The organism is Pontibacter litorisediminis (assembly GCF_029360645.1).
Lineage (GTDB): Bacteria > Bacteroidota > Bacteroidia > Cytophagales > Hymenobacteraceae > Pontibacter > Pontibacter litorisediminis.
Map to the genome: position 1 here is coordinate 605409 of NZ_JARDUA010000001.1, position 16816 is coordinate 622224.

Annotated in this window: 16 protein-coding genes and 1 other RNA gene; 7 read left to right on the forward strand and 10 right to left on the reverse strand. The window is 52.9% G+C overall.

Going from position 1 to position 16816, the window contains the following annotated elements; translation table 11 throughout:
• Positions 1-103: 103 nt before the first annotated feature.
• Positions 104-784: a hypothetical protein gene (locus PXG97_RS02630; protein WP_276496168.1), complete on the forward strand. Its 681-nt coding sequence runs from the start codon at positions 104-106 to the stop codon at positions 782-784.
• Positions 785-827: 43 nt separating this feature from the next.
• Here PXG97_RS02630 and PXG97_RS02635 read toward each other — a convergent pair whose 3' ends face one another.
• The 4 genes from PXG97_RS02635 to ffs form a co-directional block, all read right to left on the reverse strand.
• Complete coding sequence (locus PXG97_RS02635; RefSeq protein ID WP_276496169.1) at positions 828-1538, reverse strand: cell division ATP-binding protein FtsE; 711 nt, start codon at positions 1536-1538, stop codon at positions 828-830.
• A gap of 9 nt (positions 1539-1547) precedes the next feature.
• A complete protein-coding gene (locus PXG97_RS02640) occupies positions 1548-1751 on the reverse strand; it encodes a fructose-6-phosphate aldolase (protein WP_092103929.1) in 204 nt (67 codons plus the stop codon).
• A gap of 96 nt (positions 1752-1847) precedes the next feature.
• Positions 1848-2504: a fructose-6-phosphate aldolase gene (gene fsa / locus PXG97_RS02645; protein WP_276496170.1), complete on the reverse strand. Its 657-nt coding sequence runs from the start codon at positions 2502-2504 to the stop codon at positions 1848-1850.
• Positions 2505-2614: 110 nt separating this feature from the next.
• An RNA gene (gene ffs, locus PXG97_RS02650) (signal recognition particle sRNA small type) lies at positions 2615-2709 on the reverse strand.
• 899 nt (positions 2710-3608) lie between these two features.
• Between ffs and guaA the strand changes: the two genes are divergently transcribed.
• The 5 genes from guaA to PXG97_RS02675 all read left to right on the forward strand — a co-directional run bounded on the left by guaA (position 3609) and on the right by PXG97_RS02675 (position 9558).
• Complete coding sequence (gene guaA, locus PXG97_RS02655) at positions 3609-5138, forward strand: glutamine-hydrolyzing GMP synthase (RefSeq protein WP_276496171.1); 1530 nt, start codon at positions 3609-3611, stop codon at positions 5136-5138.
• Between the two features lie 98 nt (positions 5139-5236).
• Entirely contained in the window at positions 5237-6937 is a 1701-nt protein-coding gene (locus PXG97_RS02660; protein ID WP_276496172.1) for an ABC transporter substrate-binding protein, read from the forward strand.
• Positions 6938-6969: 32 nt separating this feature from the next.
• Positions 6970-8268: a glutamate-1-semialdehyde 2,1-aminomutase gene (gene hemL / locus PXG97_RS02665; protein WP_276496173.1), complete on the forward strand. Its 1299-nt coding sequence runs from the start codon at positions 6970-6972 to the stop codon at positions 8266-8268.
• A gap of 120 nt (positions 8269-8388) precedes the next feature.
• Positions 8389-8925, forward strand: a complete 537-nt coding sequence (gene dcd, locus PXG97_RS02670) for a dCTP deaminase (RefSeq protein ID WP_276496174.1) — start codon at positions 8389-8391, stop codon at positions 8923-8925.
• Positions 8926-9102: 177 nt separating this feature from the next.
• Positions 9103-9558, forward strand: a complete 456-nt coding sequence (locus PXG97_RS02675; RefSeq protein ID WP_276496175.1) for a hypothetical protein — start codon at positions 9103-9105, stop codon at positions 9556-9558.
• Between the two features lie 101 nt (positions 9559-9659).
• Here the strand turns inward: PXG97_RS02675 and gldC are convergent, their stop codons facing one another.
• On the reverse strand, positions 9660-10013 hold the full coding sequence (gldC, locus tag PXG97_RS02680; protein WP_276496176.1) for a gliding motility protein GldC: 354 nt from the start codon (positions 10011-10013) through the stop codon (positions 9660-9662).
• Positions 10014-10065: 52 nt separating this feature from the next.
• On the opposite strand from gldC, the gene PXG97_RS02685 reads away from it, so the two are divergent.
• Positions 10066-11133, forward strand: a complete 1068-nt coding sequence (locus tag PXG97_RS02685; RefSeq protein ID WP_276496177.1) for an endonuclease/exonuclease/phosphatase family protein — start codon at positions 10066-10068, stop codon at positions 11131-11133.
• A 108-nt stretch (positions 11134-11241) separates the two neighbouring features.
• Here PXG97_RS02685 and dnaN read toward each other — a convergent pair whose 3' ends face one another.
• From dnaN to PXG97_RS02710, 5 genes are all read right to left on the reverse strand, one after another.
• On the reverse strand, positions 11242-12366 hold the full coding sequence (gene dnaN, locus PXG97_RS02690; RefSeq protein WP_276496178.1) for a DNA polymerase III subunit beta: 1125 nt from the start codon (positions 12364-12366) through the stop codon (positions 11242-11244).
• A gap of 107 nt (positions 12367-12473) precedes the next feature.
• Positions 12474-14165, reverse strand: a complete 1692-nt coding sequence (gldG, locus tag PXG97_RS02695; RefSeq protein ID WP_276496179.1) for a gliding motility-associated ABC transporter substrate-binding protein GldG — start codon at positions 14163-14165, stop codon at positions 12474-12476.
• Positions 14159-14887 (reverse strand): gliding motility-associated ABC transporter permease subunit GldF, encoded by a 729-nt coding sequence (gene gldF / locus PXG97_RS02700; protein ID WP_276496180.1) that lies wholly within the window; start codon positions 14885-14887, stop codon positions 14159-14161. Before gldF ends, gldG begins: the two co-directional genes overlap by 7 nt.
• Before the next feature lie 72 nt (positions 14888-14959).
• Complete coding sequence (gene gldA, locus PXG97_RS02705; protein ID WP_276496181.1) at positions 14960-15877, reverse strand: gliding motility-associated ABC transporter ATP-binding subunit GldA; 918 nt, start codon at positions 15875-15877, stop codon at positions 14960-14962.
• 142 nt (positions 15878-16019) lie between these two features.
• Positions 16020-16724, reverse strand: a complete 705-nt coding sequence (locus tag PXG97_RS02710) for an SDR family oxidoreductase (RefSeq protein WP_276496182.1) — start codon at positions 16722-16724, stop codon at positions 16020-16022.
• Positions 16725-16816 lie beyond the last annotated feature (92 nt).

Below are 16816 nucleotides of genomic sequence, written 5' to 3' on the forward strand. Positions count from 1 at the left end.
TGCGCAGAGGGGAGCAGCTTTACACTTCCCCACCGCATACTTACCTCCTGCAACCCCTATTATGGCTGCCGCGTTTACCCTACTAAAACAGATAAATGTAGCTATGTATAAATTAAGTTATGTACTGCTTGCCCTGCCTCTTTTGCTCTTCTCCTGCAACGGAAAAGAGGCAGAAAGAGCCGCAGCCAGCGAACAGGCGATCACAGAGTATCGCGATTATGTCACCAAGTTTGAGCAGGATAGCCTGAGTGAAGTAGAACTGCGCGCTTTGGAGCAAGCTGAAAATGACTCTCTGGCTTGGCAAGAAGCCAAGGCTACTATGCAGGAAGAGTATGAGGCGCAACGCCAGCGCCTGGAGGACGCGCAAGAAAACCTGACCCCGGAGCAGCGTGCAGAGGCTGACCAGTTAGACCAAAGGTATAAGAACGCCCTTGAAAGCCGGCAGCAGCAGTACCAGGATGCTAGCCGTCGCTATAAATTGCGCCGGGAGCTTTTGGGCTTAGAGATTGCGGATGATGACATGAGCGAGGTAACGGCCGGCAACATCGGCCAGACCTACACCCGCTTTGCGTCCAACGTAAAAGAGAACGCAGCTGCTTACGACAACCGTGATTGGCTCCTGATCGAAGGCTGGTGGAGTGCCCTAAACAGCCGCTACCGAACAATTGAAGGTAGTCTATCAGACCAGGTGAAGAAAACGGTGCAACAGGCTCAGCAACAGTACCAGGCCATAAGGCCGCAGGAGGAAACGAGCGAACAGCAAACAGAAAGCCCTCAGCCGTAACGACGGCTGAGGGCTTTCTGCAGAACCTTTTATACTTGGCTCCTTAGTACCCGTTCACGAGGTTGAATTCCTCCACCTTGGAGTCCAGTACACGACCCGCATCGCACTTCAGCACGCGCTGCGGGTAACGCTGTATGATTTCGTAATTGTGCGTGGCCATCAGCACGGCCGTTCCCTGGTTGTTTATCTCCTGGAAGAGTTTCATGATACCGTCTGCCACTGCAGGGTCAAGGTTACCGGTCGGCTCGTCAGCAAAAAGGATGACAGGCTCGTTGAGCAGGGCGCGAGCCACCACCACGCGCTGCTGTTCCCCGCCTGAAAGCTGGTGCGGCATCTTGTTGGCCGCAGCATCCAGCCCCACCCGCATCAACACCTCAGAGATACGCTGCTTCCGCTTTGATTTATCGCTCCAGCCGGTTGCCTTCAACACGAAGGCCAGGTTTTCTGCCACCGTTCGATCGAAAAGCAACTGAAAATCCTGAAAAATAATGCCTACTTTCCGGCGCAGGAACGGGATCTGCTTTCTACGCAACTTGCCTAGCTGAAATTCAGCCACAGCGGCGTTTCCGGTCTGCAGGGGCAAATCAGCATATAGGGTTTTCAGCAGCGAGCTTTTACCGCTTCCTGTGCGCCCTACCAAGTACACAAACTCACCTTTCTCCACATCAAAATTCACGTTGCTCAGGATAGTGCTTACGTCTTGGAAGATAGTGACATCGCGCAGCGAAACCACCGGTGAAGAGGAAAAACTCATACGTACTCCTTAAATATCTAATTTCTGTAGTTTACCGAACTCAAGCGAGTCGATCAGGGCGGCCAGCGCTTCTTCCTTTCCTTCCAACCCGTAGCGGTCGAGGTTCTTGAGCGGACGGTCGGCCCTAAAGTAGGCAATCAGCACAAAATTCTCATCTCGGAGCTGAATGTAGTCCGGAATTTTGGCTTTGCCTTTAACTTTGATGATATACATCTGTATCTTTTACGAACCAAGGGTGACGCACCGTAAACCAGCCAAACGGACATTTATTCCGGTCAGGCTAGACAAAAGAAGGTGCGCATGCTGCAATTATTTATTTCCTTTCGCGTGATCTGCCAGGAACTTCTCCAGCCCAATGTCTGTAAGCGGGTGTTTTAGCAATCCGGTGATCACGTTCAGCGGGCAAGTTACCACATCAGCTCCCACCTCTGCGCACTGCACCAGGTGCATCACATGGCGAACAGAGGCTGCCAATACCTGCGTCTGGTACCCGTAGTTGCCGTAAATCTGCACAATCTGATCGATCAACTGCATTCCATCCGTTGAGACATCATCCAGCCGCCCTACAAACGGAGAAACATACGTTGCCCCCGCCTTAGCAGCTAGTATAGCCTGACCTGCAGAAAATACCAGCGTACAGTTAGTCTTGATGCCCTTCTCGCTGAAATAGCGTATTGCCTTTACGCCATCGCGTACCATCGGAACCTTCACCACGATATTTGGGTGCAACTCTGCCAGGAACTCGCCTTCTCGTACAATACCATCAAAGTCGGTGGCAATTACTTCCGCGCTGATGTCGCCATCCACGATCTCGCAGATTTTCTTGTAATGGGCAATGATGTTATCGTGTCCCGTGATGCCTTCCTTCGCCATCAACGAAGGGTTAGTCGTAACGCCGTCTAACACGCCCAGGTCGTGGGCCTCCCGGATTTCGTCTAAGTTGGCTGTATCGATAAAGAATTTCATAGTTACAGATGCTTATAGTTATACATACAAAGCTAAAGCATTAATCCAGAATCCGGAAGGAAATGTGAGAAATTTGCGGGCTGCGGAAGCGTTGAGGGAGGGGCAAAAAAAATAGCAAGCCGAACATCGCGCCGCTTCAACCGCCTACCCTTGCTACCTTCCGGTCCTGGGGGAGTTCAGCGGGAGCTGGCCGTGCCGGCTTGCCGATACAAAAGTACGAAGAATAATCCCAAGTGCAAGCCCAAAGCAGAAAAAATAATCCTCAGGGGCCATTAGAAGACCGATCCTGCTGAAGGTGAAAGGATTAAATTTTGATCATCCATATCAGAAAGAGCAGGATCTCGGGTGAGCCCGGTGCCCCTTGGCCTTCCCCTGAATTAAGCGCACGCCATCGCTTAGTTTTCATCACTGGCTCCTTCTATCCGGAAAGGGAGCCCACAATGCATCTACATGATTACGCTAGTTGAAGTATAAGCTTTATAGATACTAATAGCATCCGCAAAAGTAGCCCCCAGTGAGCTGTACCCACTAACTCAAAACAGGCGTTTTGGCGAGTCCAGAGGAGGGGAATTGCACGGCAGACAATGATCCTGCCCTTTACAAGGGAGTTCGGTTCAAGCTCCGTCAGCTCTGGCTATCGAACCAGATCCCAGTCCTTGGGTTGAGCGCCTTGTGAGATTCCGGTGCCCTGAAAGGGCAGCCCGAGGCACGAGGGCAGGAAGGGAACACAGCGCGATGCCCTTATCGAGGGCCCCTACCCCCAGGACGAGCCCTCCCTGGCTTGAGGGAGCCAAAGACAGAGTTGAAACAAGTAGGTTATTAAGGCCGTGGGTGAACGGAAGCTAGTAAGGGCGGCTATGTGTCCAGTTGCAGGAAGCAGCAGCACAGGCATAAGCGGACGCTTGCGCCAAGGAAAGCGAAGGAAGTATAAAGCGAAGCCTAAGTATAAGCATAAAACACAAAAGCTTAGTCCTGAAGCCTCGATTCAAAGAAATAAAGCTCATGTAGATGTTTACTCCCCCCTCCCACTCCGGAAAACATACCCGAAGAGAGTAAACATCAAAATAAATTGCCTTATACCCCCAAACTACCTTACCTTTGCGCATGCCAGAAAAAATTCTCATCCTCGATTTTGGTTCGCAGTACACCCAGCTAATTGCCAGAAGGGTTCGCGAGCTTAACGTTTACTGCGAGATTCATCCGTACAACCATGTGCCGGAGATCACAGACGAAGTAAAAGGCGTTATCCTGTCGGGCAGCCCCTGCTCGGTACGCGATGCCGAACATCCCACCATCAATTTAGAGCAGTTCCTGGGCAAACTACCAGTTTTAGGTGTTTGCTACGGCGCGCAGCTCATTGCCCACGAGCAGGGCGGAGAGGTAACCCCTTCCACCATACGGGAGTACGGCCGTGCCCGACTGAGCGAACTGCACAACCACGACCGCCTGCTGAAAGAACTGACGCTGGGCTCTGTGGTATGGATGTCGCACGGCGACACTATCAAGGAAGTGCCGGCTAATTTTGAGGTAATCGCCAGCACCGACAGCGTGCGCGTGGCCGCTTATAAGCTAAAAGACCAGGAAACGTACGGTATCCAGTTCCACCCGGAGGTAACGCATTCAGAGGAAGGTAAAGCCCTGCTTCGTAACTTCGTGGTGCATATCTGCGGTTGCCAGCAGGACTGGACATCGGAGCAGTTTATTGACTCCACCGTGGCCGAGCTGCAAGCGCAACTAGGCAGCGATAAAGTCGTGCTTGGCCTATCTGGCGGGGTAGACTCGAGCGTGGCTGCCATGCTTATCCACCAGGCCATCGGCAAGAACCTGTACTGTATATTTGTAGACAACGGACTGCTTCGTAAGAACGAGTTTGAAACCGTGCTGGACTCTTACAAGCACATGGGCCTGAACGTAAAAGGCGTAGACGCAAAGGAGAAGTTTTATAGTGCCCTTGCCGGACTGACTGACCCGGAGCAAAAGCGCAAGGCGATTGGCCGCGTTTTCATAGAGGTATTTGATGAGGAGGCGCACAAAATTGAGGATGTGAAGTGGCTGGCGCAGGGCACCATTTACCCGGACGTGATCGAGTCGGTGAGCGTGAAGGGGCCGTCTGCCACCATTAAATCGCACCACAACGTGGGCGGTTTGCCAGACTTTATGAAGCTGAAGGTAGTGGAGCCACTGAAAACACTATTTAAGGACGAGGTTCGTTTGGTAGGTAAAGCCCTGCACATCGACGACATCATCATTGGCCGCCACCCGTTCCCGGGCCCAGGCCTGGCCATCCGTATACTCGGCGACATCACGCCGGAGAAAGTACACGTGTTGCAGCAGGTAGACCATATCTTTATCAGCAACCTGAAGAAATCCGGTTTGTACGATGAAGTATGGCAGGCAGGCGCGATCCTGACACCGGTGCAATCGGTAGGCGTAATGGGTGATGAGCGTACCTACGAGAACGTGGTGGCCTTACGCGCCGTAACCAGCGTGGACGGCATGACCGCTGACTGGAGTCGACTGCCATACGAGTTCCTGGCCGATGTGTCGAACGAGATCATTAACAAAGTAAAAGGCGTCAACCGAGTTGTATACGATATCAGCTCTAAGCCACCGGCCACTATTGAGTGGGAATAATTTTTGATACATGAATAAGAAGACAAAGGATAAAGGACTTTTTGGAACAGCCAAGGTCTTTTGTCCTTTGTCTTTTGTCCGTTAATAAGATTGATTGCATGAAAAGAAGCTTCCGTAAGAAAATAGCAGGCTTTGCGCTACTTAGCACCCTGGCATTGCCTGCCATGGCCCAAACGCAGGATGCGGCCACGACTTATAGCAACGGCAAGGTGCTGCTACAGCAGCAGCGCTACGACATGGCTATGGCAGAGCTGAAACCGCTAACTGCCCAAAATGGCACCTATGCCCCGGAGGCTTCTTACCTATACGCCCTCGCTGCCCTTAAATCCGGGAAAACAGAAGAGGCATACCAGATGCTGCTGCAGTTGCAGAACCAGCACCCAAGCTGGGGTGGCATGGCCGATGCCGATTACCTGCTGGCCAACGTGCTTTTTGAGCAGAGCGAGTATGAGCGCGCCCTGAGCAAATTGCAGGAGTTGCAGGGAACACCTTTGGCAAGCGACGCGGAAGGTCTGAAAAGGTATTACCTGACCCGCCTGAACGACCGACCGAAGTATGAGCAGCTGATGCGCCGCTTCGGCTCCGACAGAACCGTGGCACAGACTTTTGCCGATAAACTGGTTGGGGGCTGGTACCGCCCGGAAGACCGTAAGCTGCTGGAGAGCCTGGTGCAGGAGTTTAAGCTGGACCGCAACCGCTACCTGAGTAAGGATGCCCTTAAAACAAAGGGCCTGGATGTGGCCGTCTTGTTCCCGTTTCAACTGAAGCAAGATTATGCCACCACCGCCCGAAAAAGCCAGTTTATTACCGATATGTACGCCGGTATGCTACTGGCGCAGGACTCGCTGCAACAGCAGGGAATCCATATTAACCTTTATACATACGACGCGGGTGCCGACACCACCACGGTAAAGCGGGTGCTGAATACCCCGGAGATGAAGAGCATGGACTTGATCATCGGCCCGGTTTACAAGTCCACGGCCAAGGTAGCTGCCCGCTTTGGTGCGCAGAATAACATCAATGTAATCAACCCGCTTACGCAGGACCTGGACATGGCGGCCGGGAACGACAATGTATTTCTGTTTGAGTCTTCGGTGGCCACACAGGCCCGACAGGCGGCCACCTATGCTTTCCAAAACTTTTCCCCGAAGACAGCGGTTATTCTATACGATAACACCAAAGAAGACACCACCTTTGCCAACCATTACCGCCGGCAGTTCCAGCAACTAGGCGGCAAGATAAAGGTGTTCAAGAAGATTAACTCTGCCGAGGCTTCCGCCACGGCCACAACCTTTCGGGGGTTAAACCTGGAAAACGTGGGGCACATGGCTGTTTTCTCCGATAAGATGACCGCTGCCATGAACGCTACCAGCCTGGTGCAGAGCAAGGCGCCGGAACTGCCGCTTGTTACTTACGACAAATGGCTGGACATCAACCAGATTACCCTGCAGCAGCTAGATCACCTGCAAGTATACTTCATCAGCCCCAAGTACATAAACAAGCTGAGCCCCGTGAACAAGAGCTTTCGGGAGAAGTTCGCCAGCAAGTATAACATGCCGCCATCGCAGTATGCGTATACCGGATACGAGCTGCTGTTCTACTTTGGACAGCTCATGCAGCAGTACGGGCCGCAGTTTAACGGCCAGTTGGCCGCAGCAGGCATTAAACCAGGGGTGTTCTTCAACGGCATAGGCTACATCGACCAAAGCCAGCGCCGGCAGTTGCAACCCGATAACCAGTATGTCCCTATACTAAAGCTGGAGAACCTGGAACTGACCGTGGTAAATCCTGCACTCTAATTTTAGATCATCCATCAAGACTGACTATACTTATGATACACGCACCTATTAGCGAAGAGCTATTCCAAAGGGCTCAGCGTTCTATACCAGGCGGAGTGAACTCCCCTGTCCGTGCCTTCAGGGCCGTAGGAGGAAATCCGCGTTTTATGGTTTCGGCTAAAGGCCCCTACATGTTCGACGAGGACGGAAACCAGTACCTGGACCTGATCAACTCCTGGGGCCCGATGATCCTGGGGCATGCGGCAGATGTGGTGAACGAAGCCGTAATAAAGGCCATACCGAACTCCCTCTCTTTTGGTGCCCCTACCCGTAAGGAGGTAGAGATTGCAGAGCTGATCATCAGCATGATGCCAAGTATAGAGAAGGTGCGCATGGTAAACTCGGGCACCGAGGCCACCATGTCGGCCATTCGTGTGGCGCGTGGCTATACCGGCCGCGACAAGATCATTAAGTTTGAGGGGTGCTACCACGGCCACGGCGACTCGTTCCTGATCTCCGCGGGCAGCGGCGCCATTACGCTTGGCGTGCCAGACAGCCCCGGCGTAACCAAAGGCACGGCCAACGACACCCTTACGGCCCCATTCAACAACCTGGAGGCTGTGCAAACGCTGGTGGATGCAAACCGTGGGCAGGTGGCTGCAATCATCCTGGAGCCGGTGGCAGGCAACATGGGCCTGGTAACCCCGGCAGCAGGCTTTTTGCAAGGCCTGCGCACCCTGTGCGACAAAGAGGGCATTGTCCTGATCTTCGATGAAGTGATGACAGGATTCAGGCTCTCGGCAGGTGGGGCGCAGCAGCTCTACGGCGTGACCCCGGACATGAGCACCATGGGCAAAATCATTGGCGGCGGCATGCCAGTAGGTGCCTATGGCGGCAAAAAGGAGATCATGGACTTTGTGGCACCGGCAGGCCCGGTTTACCAGGCCGGCACGCTCTCGGGCAACCCCATCGCCATGGCGGCGGGTATGGCCATGCTCACGTACCTGAAGGAGCACCCGGAAGTGTACACGCAGCTGGAGAGCACCACATCCCGCATGGTAGAAGGCATGCAGCAGAACCTGCAGAAGCTAGGCGTCAACTACACGATCAACGGCGTGGGTTCTATGTTCAGCATCTTCTTTACCGATAAGCCTGTATACGACTTCGAGACAGCCAAAACATCCGACACGGCCTTGTTTGGGCGCTACTTCAATGCCATGCTGCAGCGCGGTGTATACCTGGCCCCTTCGCAGTACGAGACCCTGTTTGTGTCTGCCGCCATCACGGATGCCATGGTGGAGCAGTACGTGCAGGCTAGCTACGAATCTTTGCAGGAGGCGCTAGAGGCTTAGCCTTCTCCATAGCTACACAAAAGCGGCAGCACCGGTTGAATGGTGCTGCCGCTTTTGCTTTATATTGTTTGATACATAAAGCGCTTCTGTTTACTTTTACGTTTCTAAATACCCACCAACATGATTTTATCAGACAAACAGATACTGGAGGAAATAGATAAGGGCACCATTCTGGTGGAGCCTTTCGACCGCTCCTGCCTTGGCACCAACTCTTACGACGTACACCTGGGCCGCTATCTGGCTCGGTACAAAGACGAGGTGCTGGATGCCCGTAAACACAACGAGATTGATGTATTTGAGATTCCGGAGGAGGGGTTTGTGCTGGAGCCGGGCAAGCTATACCTGGGCGTAACGCTGGAGTACACCGAAACGCACGCACACGTGCCTTTTCTGGAGGGTAAATCAAGCGTGGGGCGCTTGGGTATTGACATACACGCCACAGCGGGCAAAGGCGACGTAGGCTTCTGCAACACCTGGACACTGGAGATTTCCGTTTCGCAGAAAGTACGCGTTTATTATGGCATGCCGATTGGGCAGCTGATTTACTTTGAGGTGAAAGGTGGCATCGAGAACTACTACAACAAGAAGCAAAACGCCAAGTATAACCATCGCACTATCACGCCGGTTGAGTCTATGATGTGGATGAACGAGTGGTAAGTTAAACCGCTGAAAAACAGTAAAAAGCCCGCTTAATTTGTTTTAAGCGGGCTTTTTGGCATGGTATCTGCACTATTTTAGGTAGAAAAAATAATTACAGCAGCCGGAATTTTTTACCCATTTTGCCTCGTTGTAAGTATAACTATCACAAAATAAAACGAAGAAAGGAATAAGATTATGAAAAAGCTATTGGTAATGATTTGCATGGTGTTTGGATGTGTGTTCGCAGCGAAAGCTACAGGCGATAAATCGTCTAAGCTGAAAGCAGTAGCAGAGGCCAGAGCACAGCATTTATCAGACCAGATGATTAAGGATCTGCGTCTGAACAACTACCAGTCAAGGAAAATAAGAGAGATCAACCTGCAGGTTGCAGAGCAGGTAACTGCCATTGAGGCGCAGTATGCCAGCAATCAGCAGAAAGTGGAGGAGCTTTGCAAGAGCGTGTTCGCCGAGCGCGATATGCTGCTAGAGAATGTTCTAAGCACGGTACAGTATAACCACTATTTCGGTGACCGTAAAGTTTACCGTGCCGCCGACCAGAAATTTATGGCTAGCTTCGATAACCAGAATGCTGGTAGCGTTGCCGTAGCCGATAACAGTGCCGCCAACCAGGCGACTGTGAGTATCGATTAATTCTTCTTGCAAAGCTTTACCACTAGTATCAGACATACTTAAAAACAGCGAAGCCGCCTTAAGAAAAGGCGGCTTCGCTGTTTTTATACTTTATAGGAAGCTTACTTGATGGCTCCCGGGTCGTTCTTCAGGCGGTCCTGCTCCACATGCTCGTTCAGCTCCTGGCAAAGAGCGCGTATCTTCTGAGCCATTACCTGGTCGCTGGTAGCCGTTGCAATACTTTGCGCCATAGCTCCCATGGTGTCAATGTAAAAGTACTTCATCTCATCTACCGGCATATCCTTAGTCCAAAGGTCTATTTTCATCGTGCCAGCCTCATCCCGATCCCACAGAGAGATGTTGATGGCTTTGGCAAAGTGTATCTTCTCCCCTGCATCTGTGGCACGCCAGCTAATGGCTTCCGGCACGTGATTGTCATCCAGGGCAATGCTAAAGTATATTTCTGACTTCTTCATGAGTTCAATTTTAAACTTTATTGTATAGTGTTCTCGTAATATGGCTAAACATATGACAGCACAAAGTTACACGATGCGCTACGGAATTAAAACCCTCTTCTTCTTTTTTACCATCCTCACCCTTATCGGATGCGCTAAAATGCCAGTCACCTCTAAAAAGGGGCGGTTGCATACCATCGCTTTTTACAACACAGAAAAGCTTTACGATACCAAGGATGACCCTCAAACAAATGATGACCCGTACACCCCGAACGGGGAAATGAACTGGACACAGGAACGTTATGAGCTAAAATTAAAAAACATTGCCACCGTTATAGCCGGCATTGGCGGCGATAACGGCCCCGCCATTATAGGGCTGGCCGAGGTCGAGAACCGACAGGTGCTGGAGGACCTGATCAATACCCCTCCTCTACGCAAGCTGGGCTACAAGATCATACACCAGGACATGAAGGACGAGCAGGGGCTAGACATTGCCCTGCTCTACAAACCCAAGGTGTTCAAGCCAACTGCCACCGATTACATAAAGATCGATTTTAAGGAGCGGAACTACTCCTCCCGTGACATCCTACAGGTGAAGGGGGAACTGCAGGGCGAGTTGGTTACGCTCTACGTCAACCACTGGCCCCCGCGCGGCAGGTCCCGCCGTGGAAGGCAAGATGAGAGCCGCCTACAGGCCGCCGCAGCCACCCTACGCCAGGCAATAGACAAGCAGCAGAAAGCCGACCCAAACGTAAGGATCATTGCCATCGGGGACTACGATGCCGAACCACGCTCGGCGGTGATGCAGCAGACGCTCAAGGCAACGGGCAGGCCTAACCCTGCCTACCAGGAGGAACTCTTCAACACGCATTATATTTCATTTGTAAACGGGCTGGGCAGCTACGTCTACCGGGGCGACTTCCAGATGCTGGACCAGGTGCTCGTTTCCAAATCGCTTATTGACCCAAAAGAGGGCCTGGAATACGTGCGGGGCTCGGCCAAGATTTATGACCCGGTAACGATAAAGTATACCCTGGGCAAGTTCAAAGAAGCGCCCAAAAGCACGTTTAGTGGCAGGAGTTACTTAGGAGGCTACTCCGACCATTTTCCGGTGTTTATACAGGTAAGGCGGGTGCGGTAAGCTTAACACTGCTAGCCAGCTACCGTGCTTCATGCTTTATGATCAGGATGAAACAAAAAAGGCGAACCGTTGCAGTTCGCCTTTCCCATATCAATAAGTATACTTTTGCTACACGTAGTTGTTCAGCATTACCGGCATCACCAACATGAGCACATCCTCAGCCTCCTCGTTTACGATTGGCATCAGCAGTCCTGCACGGTTCGGCGTAGACAGCTCAAACGTAATCTCGTCAGAGTCAATGTTGTTGAGCATCTCCATCAGGAACTTGGCATTGAAACCGATCTCCATGTCCTCCCCATCATACTGGCAGGTCAGGCGCTCGTTCGCCTCGTTCGAGAAATCCAGGTCCTCAGCCGATACCTGCAGCTCAGAGCCAGAGAGTTTCAGGCGGATCTGGTGTGTGGTTTTATTGGAGTAGATAGAGATACGCTTTACAGAGCTCAGCAGGTCCGCACGGTCGATTACCAGTTTGTTTGGGTTCTGCACCGGAATCACGTTCTCATAATCCGGATAGCGCTCGTCAATCAGGCGGCAAATCATGCGGATGTTGTCGAAGCTAAAGAAGGCGTTGGACTGGTTGAACTCCATACGCACGGCCGTTGCCTCCGATGGCAGCGTAGACTTCAGCAGCGTGAAGGCTTTGCGCGGCACGATGATGGATGCCTCCTGGTCCGTGCCTACGTCTGTGCGGCGGTAGCGCAGCAAACGGTGCCCGTCAGTCGCCACAAACGTTACGCTCTCACTGCGCAACTGCACAAAAATACCTGTCATGGCTGGGCGAAGCTCATCGTTACTAACCGCGAATATGGTTTTGTTGATCGCCCGGGCCATCACGTTAGATGGTATCTCTATGGCGTTTCCGCCCTGCACCACCGGCACGCGCGGGAAGTCCGTAGCGTTCTCGCCGGATAGCTTGTAGCGTCCGTTGGAGGAGCTGATCTCGATGGTATACGTTTCTTCGTCAATCGTGAAAGTAACCGGCTGGTCTGGCAGGTTTTTCAGCGTCTCCAGCAAGATTTTGGCGGGAGCAGCGATACGGCCGTTCTCCTTTGCCTCCACCGGCAACTCCGTGATCATGGAAGTCTCCAGGTCGCTGGCTGTGATGGTAAGCTTGCTGTTGTTTATCTCGAACAGGAAGTTCTCTAGGATGGGGACAACCGGATTGTTGGTTACCACACCGTTTATGCTGGATAGCTGCTTCAGAAGAGCAGAGGAAGAGACGATGAATTTCATTATGTATACCTATAATGTTATTTAGGCAAAGTTAAAAATATTTCGTTTTTCTCCTAAGCCTTTTGCCTCTCGTTTTTCGCGGCAGGCTGTGTTAGAAGCAGATAATTTTAAAAGCGCTCGTACTTGCGCTTGCGCAGGTAATATCGCACCACACCAAACAGCCCCAGCACCACGATCGGGGCGACCAGGTTAAGCAACTGCCAATAAGTTTTCTCCTCCCGCACACGCACTCTGTCGAGCGGACGCAGGGCAATTTCCTTGCTCCGGACATTGATCAACCCTTCGGCATCCAGCAGGTAATGAATCGTGTTCATGGCCAGTTCTTTGTTAGCGAAAGTGATGTTGTTAAACCTGTCGAAGCCTAGCTCATAAGCCTGCCCCGTACGTGGGTTCACATCATTGCGCACCAGGTCGCCATCCGAGAAAACGGCAATTTTAGTCTCTACCCCCTGCTCCTGCACTTTGGTGTTCTGCACGCCGGCCGGTGCCCTGCGGTTGCGGAAAAGCGACGTGAATTTACCCTCCAGCAGATAGCCAACTGGCTGCTGGCCCGCCTGGTACTGCTGCGGGTTCACCTCCATGCGCGCCTCCTCCAGCGTAAGGGGTACCGGCGCCTCAAGCACACGGGAGTAGGTGGAGGTATACAGCAGCGGTGTTTTCCGGATGCCGTCGGCCTTCACAGTGTCCATTGTACTGACAAACTTGGAGTACACCGCATCCAGGTTGCGTGTAATCGGGTGCTTGGCGAAATTATTGAGGAGCGGGTAAAAGCGCCAGTTCACCATCTCTGTCTGCGGCCTGTCGCCCATGTAGCCGGTCACCAGTGGGATGAAGCCGGAGTTCAGGTCCATAATCAGGTTCGCGTTCAGTCGTACTCCGTAGCGGAACAGCAGGTCGTCGAGGTTCAGATTGTAAGGCATGGCAAAGGTCCCTCCTGCCCCCACGCTGTCCATGTTGGCGTTCATAGGGTCCACAAAGAACACCGCCTTGCCGCCCTTCATGATGAACTGGTCTAGCTTATACTTGTCCGCCTCACTGAAAGCGCTCGTAGGTTTGGCCACGATAATCAGGTCGAGGCGCTCCAGCGATGGGATTTGGGCCAAGTCGCCGCGGGCCACGCGGTAGTACTCCTGCAGCGAACCGATCAGGTCGGCCACCTGCAGCTGCTCCAACTCCCCTTGCCCCTCCATGTAGCCGATGATCTTGCCGCCCTGGAACGCCAGTTTGCGAATAGCCGCTGCCAGCTCGTACTCCACCCCCTCCACCGACTGGTTCAGGCGCTCATCCGGCGAGGCCGCCAGGTTGCCCTTCAGCAGGTTTACGGCAGCTTCCTTGCCGTTATACTTTACCACTGCCCCTGGAAACACCAGGCGCTCCACCTGCTTGCCCTCTTCGGTGGCCCGCAGGTTGGTAGGCATGATGCCTTTCTTGGCCAGGGAAGTATAAAACTCATTCCGCTGCTCCTCATCGCTGATCTCTGTTGGGTCGATAAAGTTATAGCGCAGGTTGCCGTCAGCGTAGATGCGGAACTCATCCAGTGTTTCGCGCACCGACTGCTGCAGGCGCTTGAAACCTGCCGGGAAATCCCCCTCCAGGTACACGTCTACCACTACCTCCTGCTGCAGGTCGCCCAGCATCTGCTTGGTAACCGGGGCAATGGTATAGCGTTTGTCCTCGGTCAGGTCGAGGCGGAAGAAATAGTTGGCCGCCAGTAGGTTCAGTAGGATGATTCCGGCCACCGAGGCCAGGAACACCAGGATATCGCTGCCGCGCCTGCTCTTGTTCTGCTCCGTTACCATTTTCTGCTCCTCAATACAAGTTTAGTGGCCAACACCATGATAGCGATCACGCTCAGGAAGTATAACACGTCCCGCGAATCGACCAAGCCCTTGCTGATGGAGGCATAGTGGTATGAGATACCCAACTGGCTAATAAAGTAGCTGTAGCCGCCCCATACCGGTATGGAGGCAATCAGGTCAAAGCCCGTGTAGATGATGTAGCACAGGAAAACCGCGATCACGAAGGAGATGATCTGGTTGTCGGAAATAGCGGAGGCAAAAACGCCGATAGCCGCAAACACGCCGGCCAGAAAGATAAGCCCTAAATAGGAACCCACCACCGCGGCAGAGTCTACGTTGCCCTGCGGGTTACCCAGTTCATAAACCGAATAGTAGTACAGCAGTGTTGGCAGCAGCGCAAACAGCGCCAAAAGCAGCGCCGCAAAATATTTTCCAAGTATAAGCTGCAGGTCGGTGATGGGCTTGGTGAGCAGCAGCTCAATAGTGCCTTCCCGCTTCTCCTCTGCAAAGGTGCGCATGGTAATTGCCGGAATCAGGAAGAGGAACACAAAGGGCGCCATGGCGAAGAGCGTCTGCATATCGGCAAAGCCATACTCCAACACGCTGCTCTCCGGGAATACCCACATAAACATACCGATGGCCACCAGAAACACCGCGATCACTATATAGGCGATGAGCGAGTTAAGGAAGCCGTTAAACTCTTTTTTTAAGATTGCTAGCATTAATCTTTCTGAACTGTGAATGCTGTGTGATGTATGGGAATGGTTGTGAGATGGATTGCTTCTGGACAGGAATCAGTTCTCCCGCGTAAGCTGCTGGAAGACCTGCTCCAGGGAGCTTTCCTCCTGCTTGAGGCCCACCAGCGGCCAGTTGCGCTCGGCAGCCAGCCTAAAAACATTGGAGCGAACATCAGCCTCTTTGCTGGAGGTGATGCGGTAGGTGTGGCTCTGACTCAGCTCTACCTGCAGCACACCGGGTATACTTTGCAGCGCCTCTATCTCCACCGGTGCCTCAAACTCCACGAGCGTCACCTTCTCGTCCCTTCCCCCCTTTTGCAAGCTGGCTACATCGCTGTTCGCCACCAGTTTTCCCCGGTTAATGATGACCACACGGTCGCAGATGGCGGTTACCTCCTGCATGATGTGGGTGGAGAAAATCACGGTTTTGTTCTGCCCGATCTGCTTGATGAGCGAGCGGATCTCCACGATCTGGTTCGGATCGAGGCCGGTGGTCGGCTCATCCAGAATCAGCACCTGCGGGTCGTGCACCAGGGCCTGTGCCAGCCCCACCCGCTGGCGGTAGCCTTTGGATAAAGCCCCGATCTTCTTGCCCTGCTCCAGCGTGAGGCCGCACAGCTCCACCATCTCCTGCACCCGTGCTCGGCCAAGCTTCCCTTTCAAGCCGTAAACAGAAGCCACAAACTGCAGGTACTCATGCACATACATATCCAGGTAGAGCGGGTTGTGCTCCGGCAGGTAGCCTACGTTGCGGCGAACGGCGATCGGGTCCTGCACCACGTCGTGGCCAGCCACCAGCACCGTTCCGGCAGAAGGAGGCAGGTAGCAGGTCGCAATTTTCATGGTCGTGGATTTTCCGGCTCCGTTCGGGCCCAGAAACCCCAGGATCTGCCCCTGCTCCACCGTGAAGGAAATATCATCCACGGCCCGCTGGGCGCCATAAATCTTGGTAAGGTTCTTTACTTCTACAGACAATTGCGTGGTCCTTTATACTTTGTTTCTGATCAGCCGCAGGGCTAACACATGCCTGCGGCCGCAAAAATAACTGATAGGAATGCAACAAAGTATAGCAAACTCAGAAATTACAGCAAACTTATGCCAGCTGCCGTAACTGCTGCTACTTCTGCTGCTTTCCCTTCGGCATCAGCGGGCGCACCTCAATGTCCACGTGGTGGTAGTTTGGGTGCGACTCCAGCGCATGCATGATGGTCGAGGCGATATCCTCTGGCCGCATCATGTTCTCGTTCACCGTCACACTCTCGATGCTGTCAAAAAAATTGGTTTGTACAGAGCCCGGGTAGATGCAGGTAACCTTGATGCCATAGTTGCGCACCTCCTTGTAGAGCGAGTGCGAAATGCCGCGCACTGCATGCTTGGTGCCGCAGTAGCCCGCCATTTGCTCAATGCCAGTGGTGCCGGCAATCGAGGAGATGTTGATGATGTGCCCTTCCTCCAGCTCCTTCATGCCTGGCAGTACCAACCGCGTGCAGTAGAAAATGCCGTTCACATTGGTTTCGAACATCAGGTGCCAATCATCCAGGCTCATATCCTCCAGCAAACCCGCTAACCCAAGTCCGGCATTGTTCACCAGCACCTGCACATGCGTGCCCAAATGGGCTATCGTCTGGTCAAATGCCGTCTGCACCGACTCACTATAGCGCACATCGCACTCGAAAAAATGGAAGTTCTCATGCTTCAGGTCCGGCGCGGTGCGTCCCCAACCCGCCACGATGGCCCCTTTCTCCAGCAGTGCCTTCACCGTGGCCAGGCCAATGCCTTTGCTCACGCCGGTAACTACCGCTACTTTACCTTCTAAATTCATAGTTTTATGGCTTATTTGTGGTTGTGCAAATGTGTGTATCAGGATTTAAGGGATTAGAAAGGAAAAGCAATCTTCATGTTGAGACTCTTATG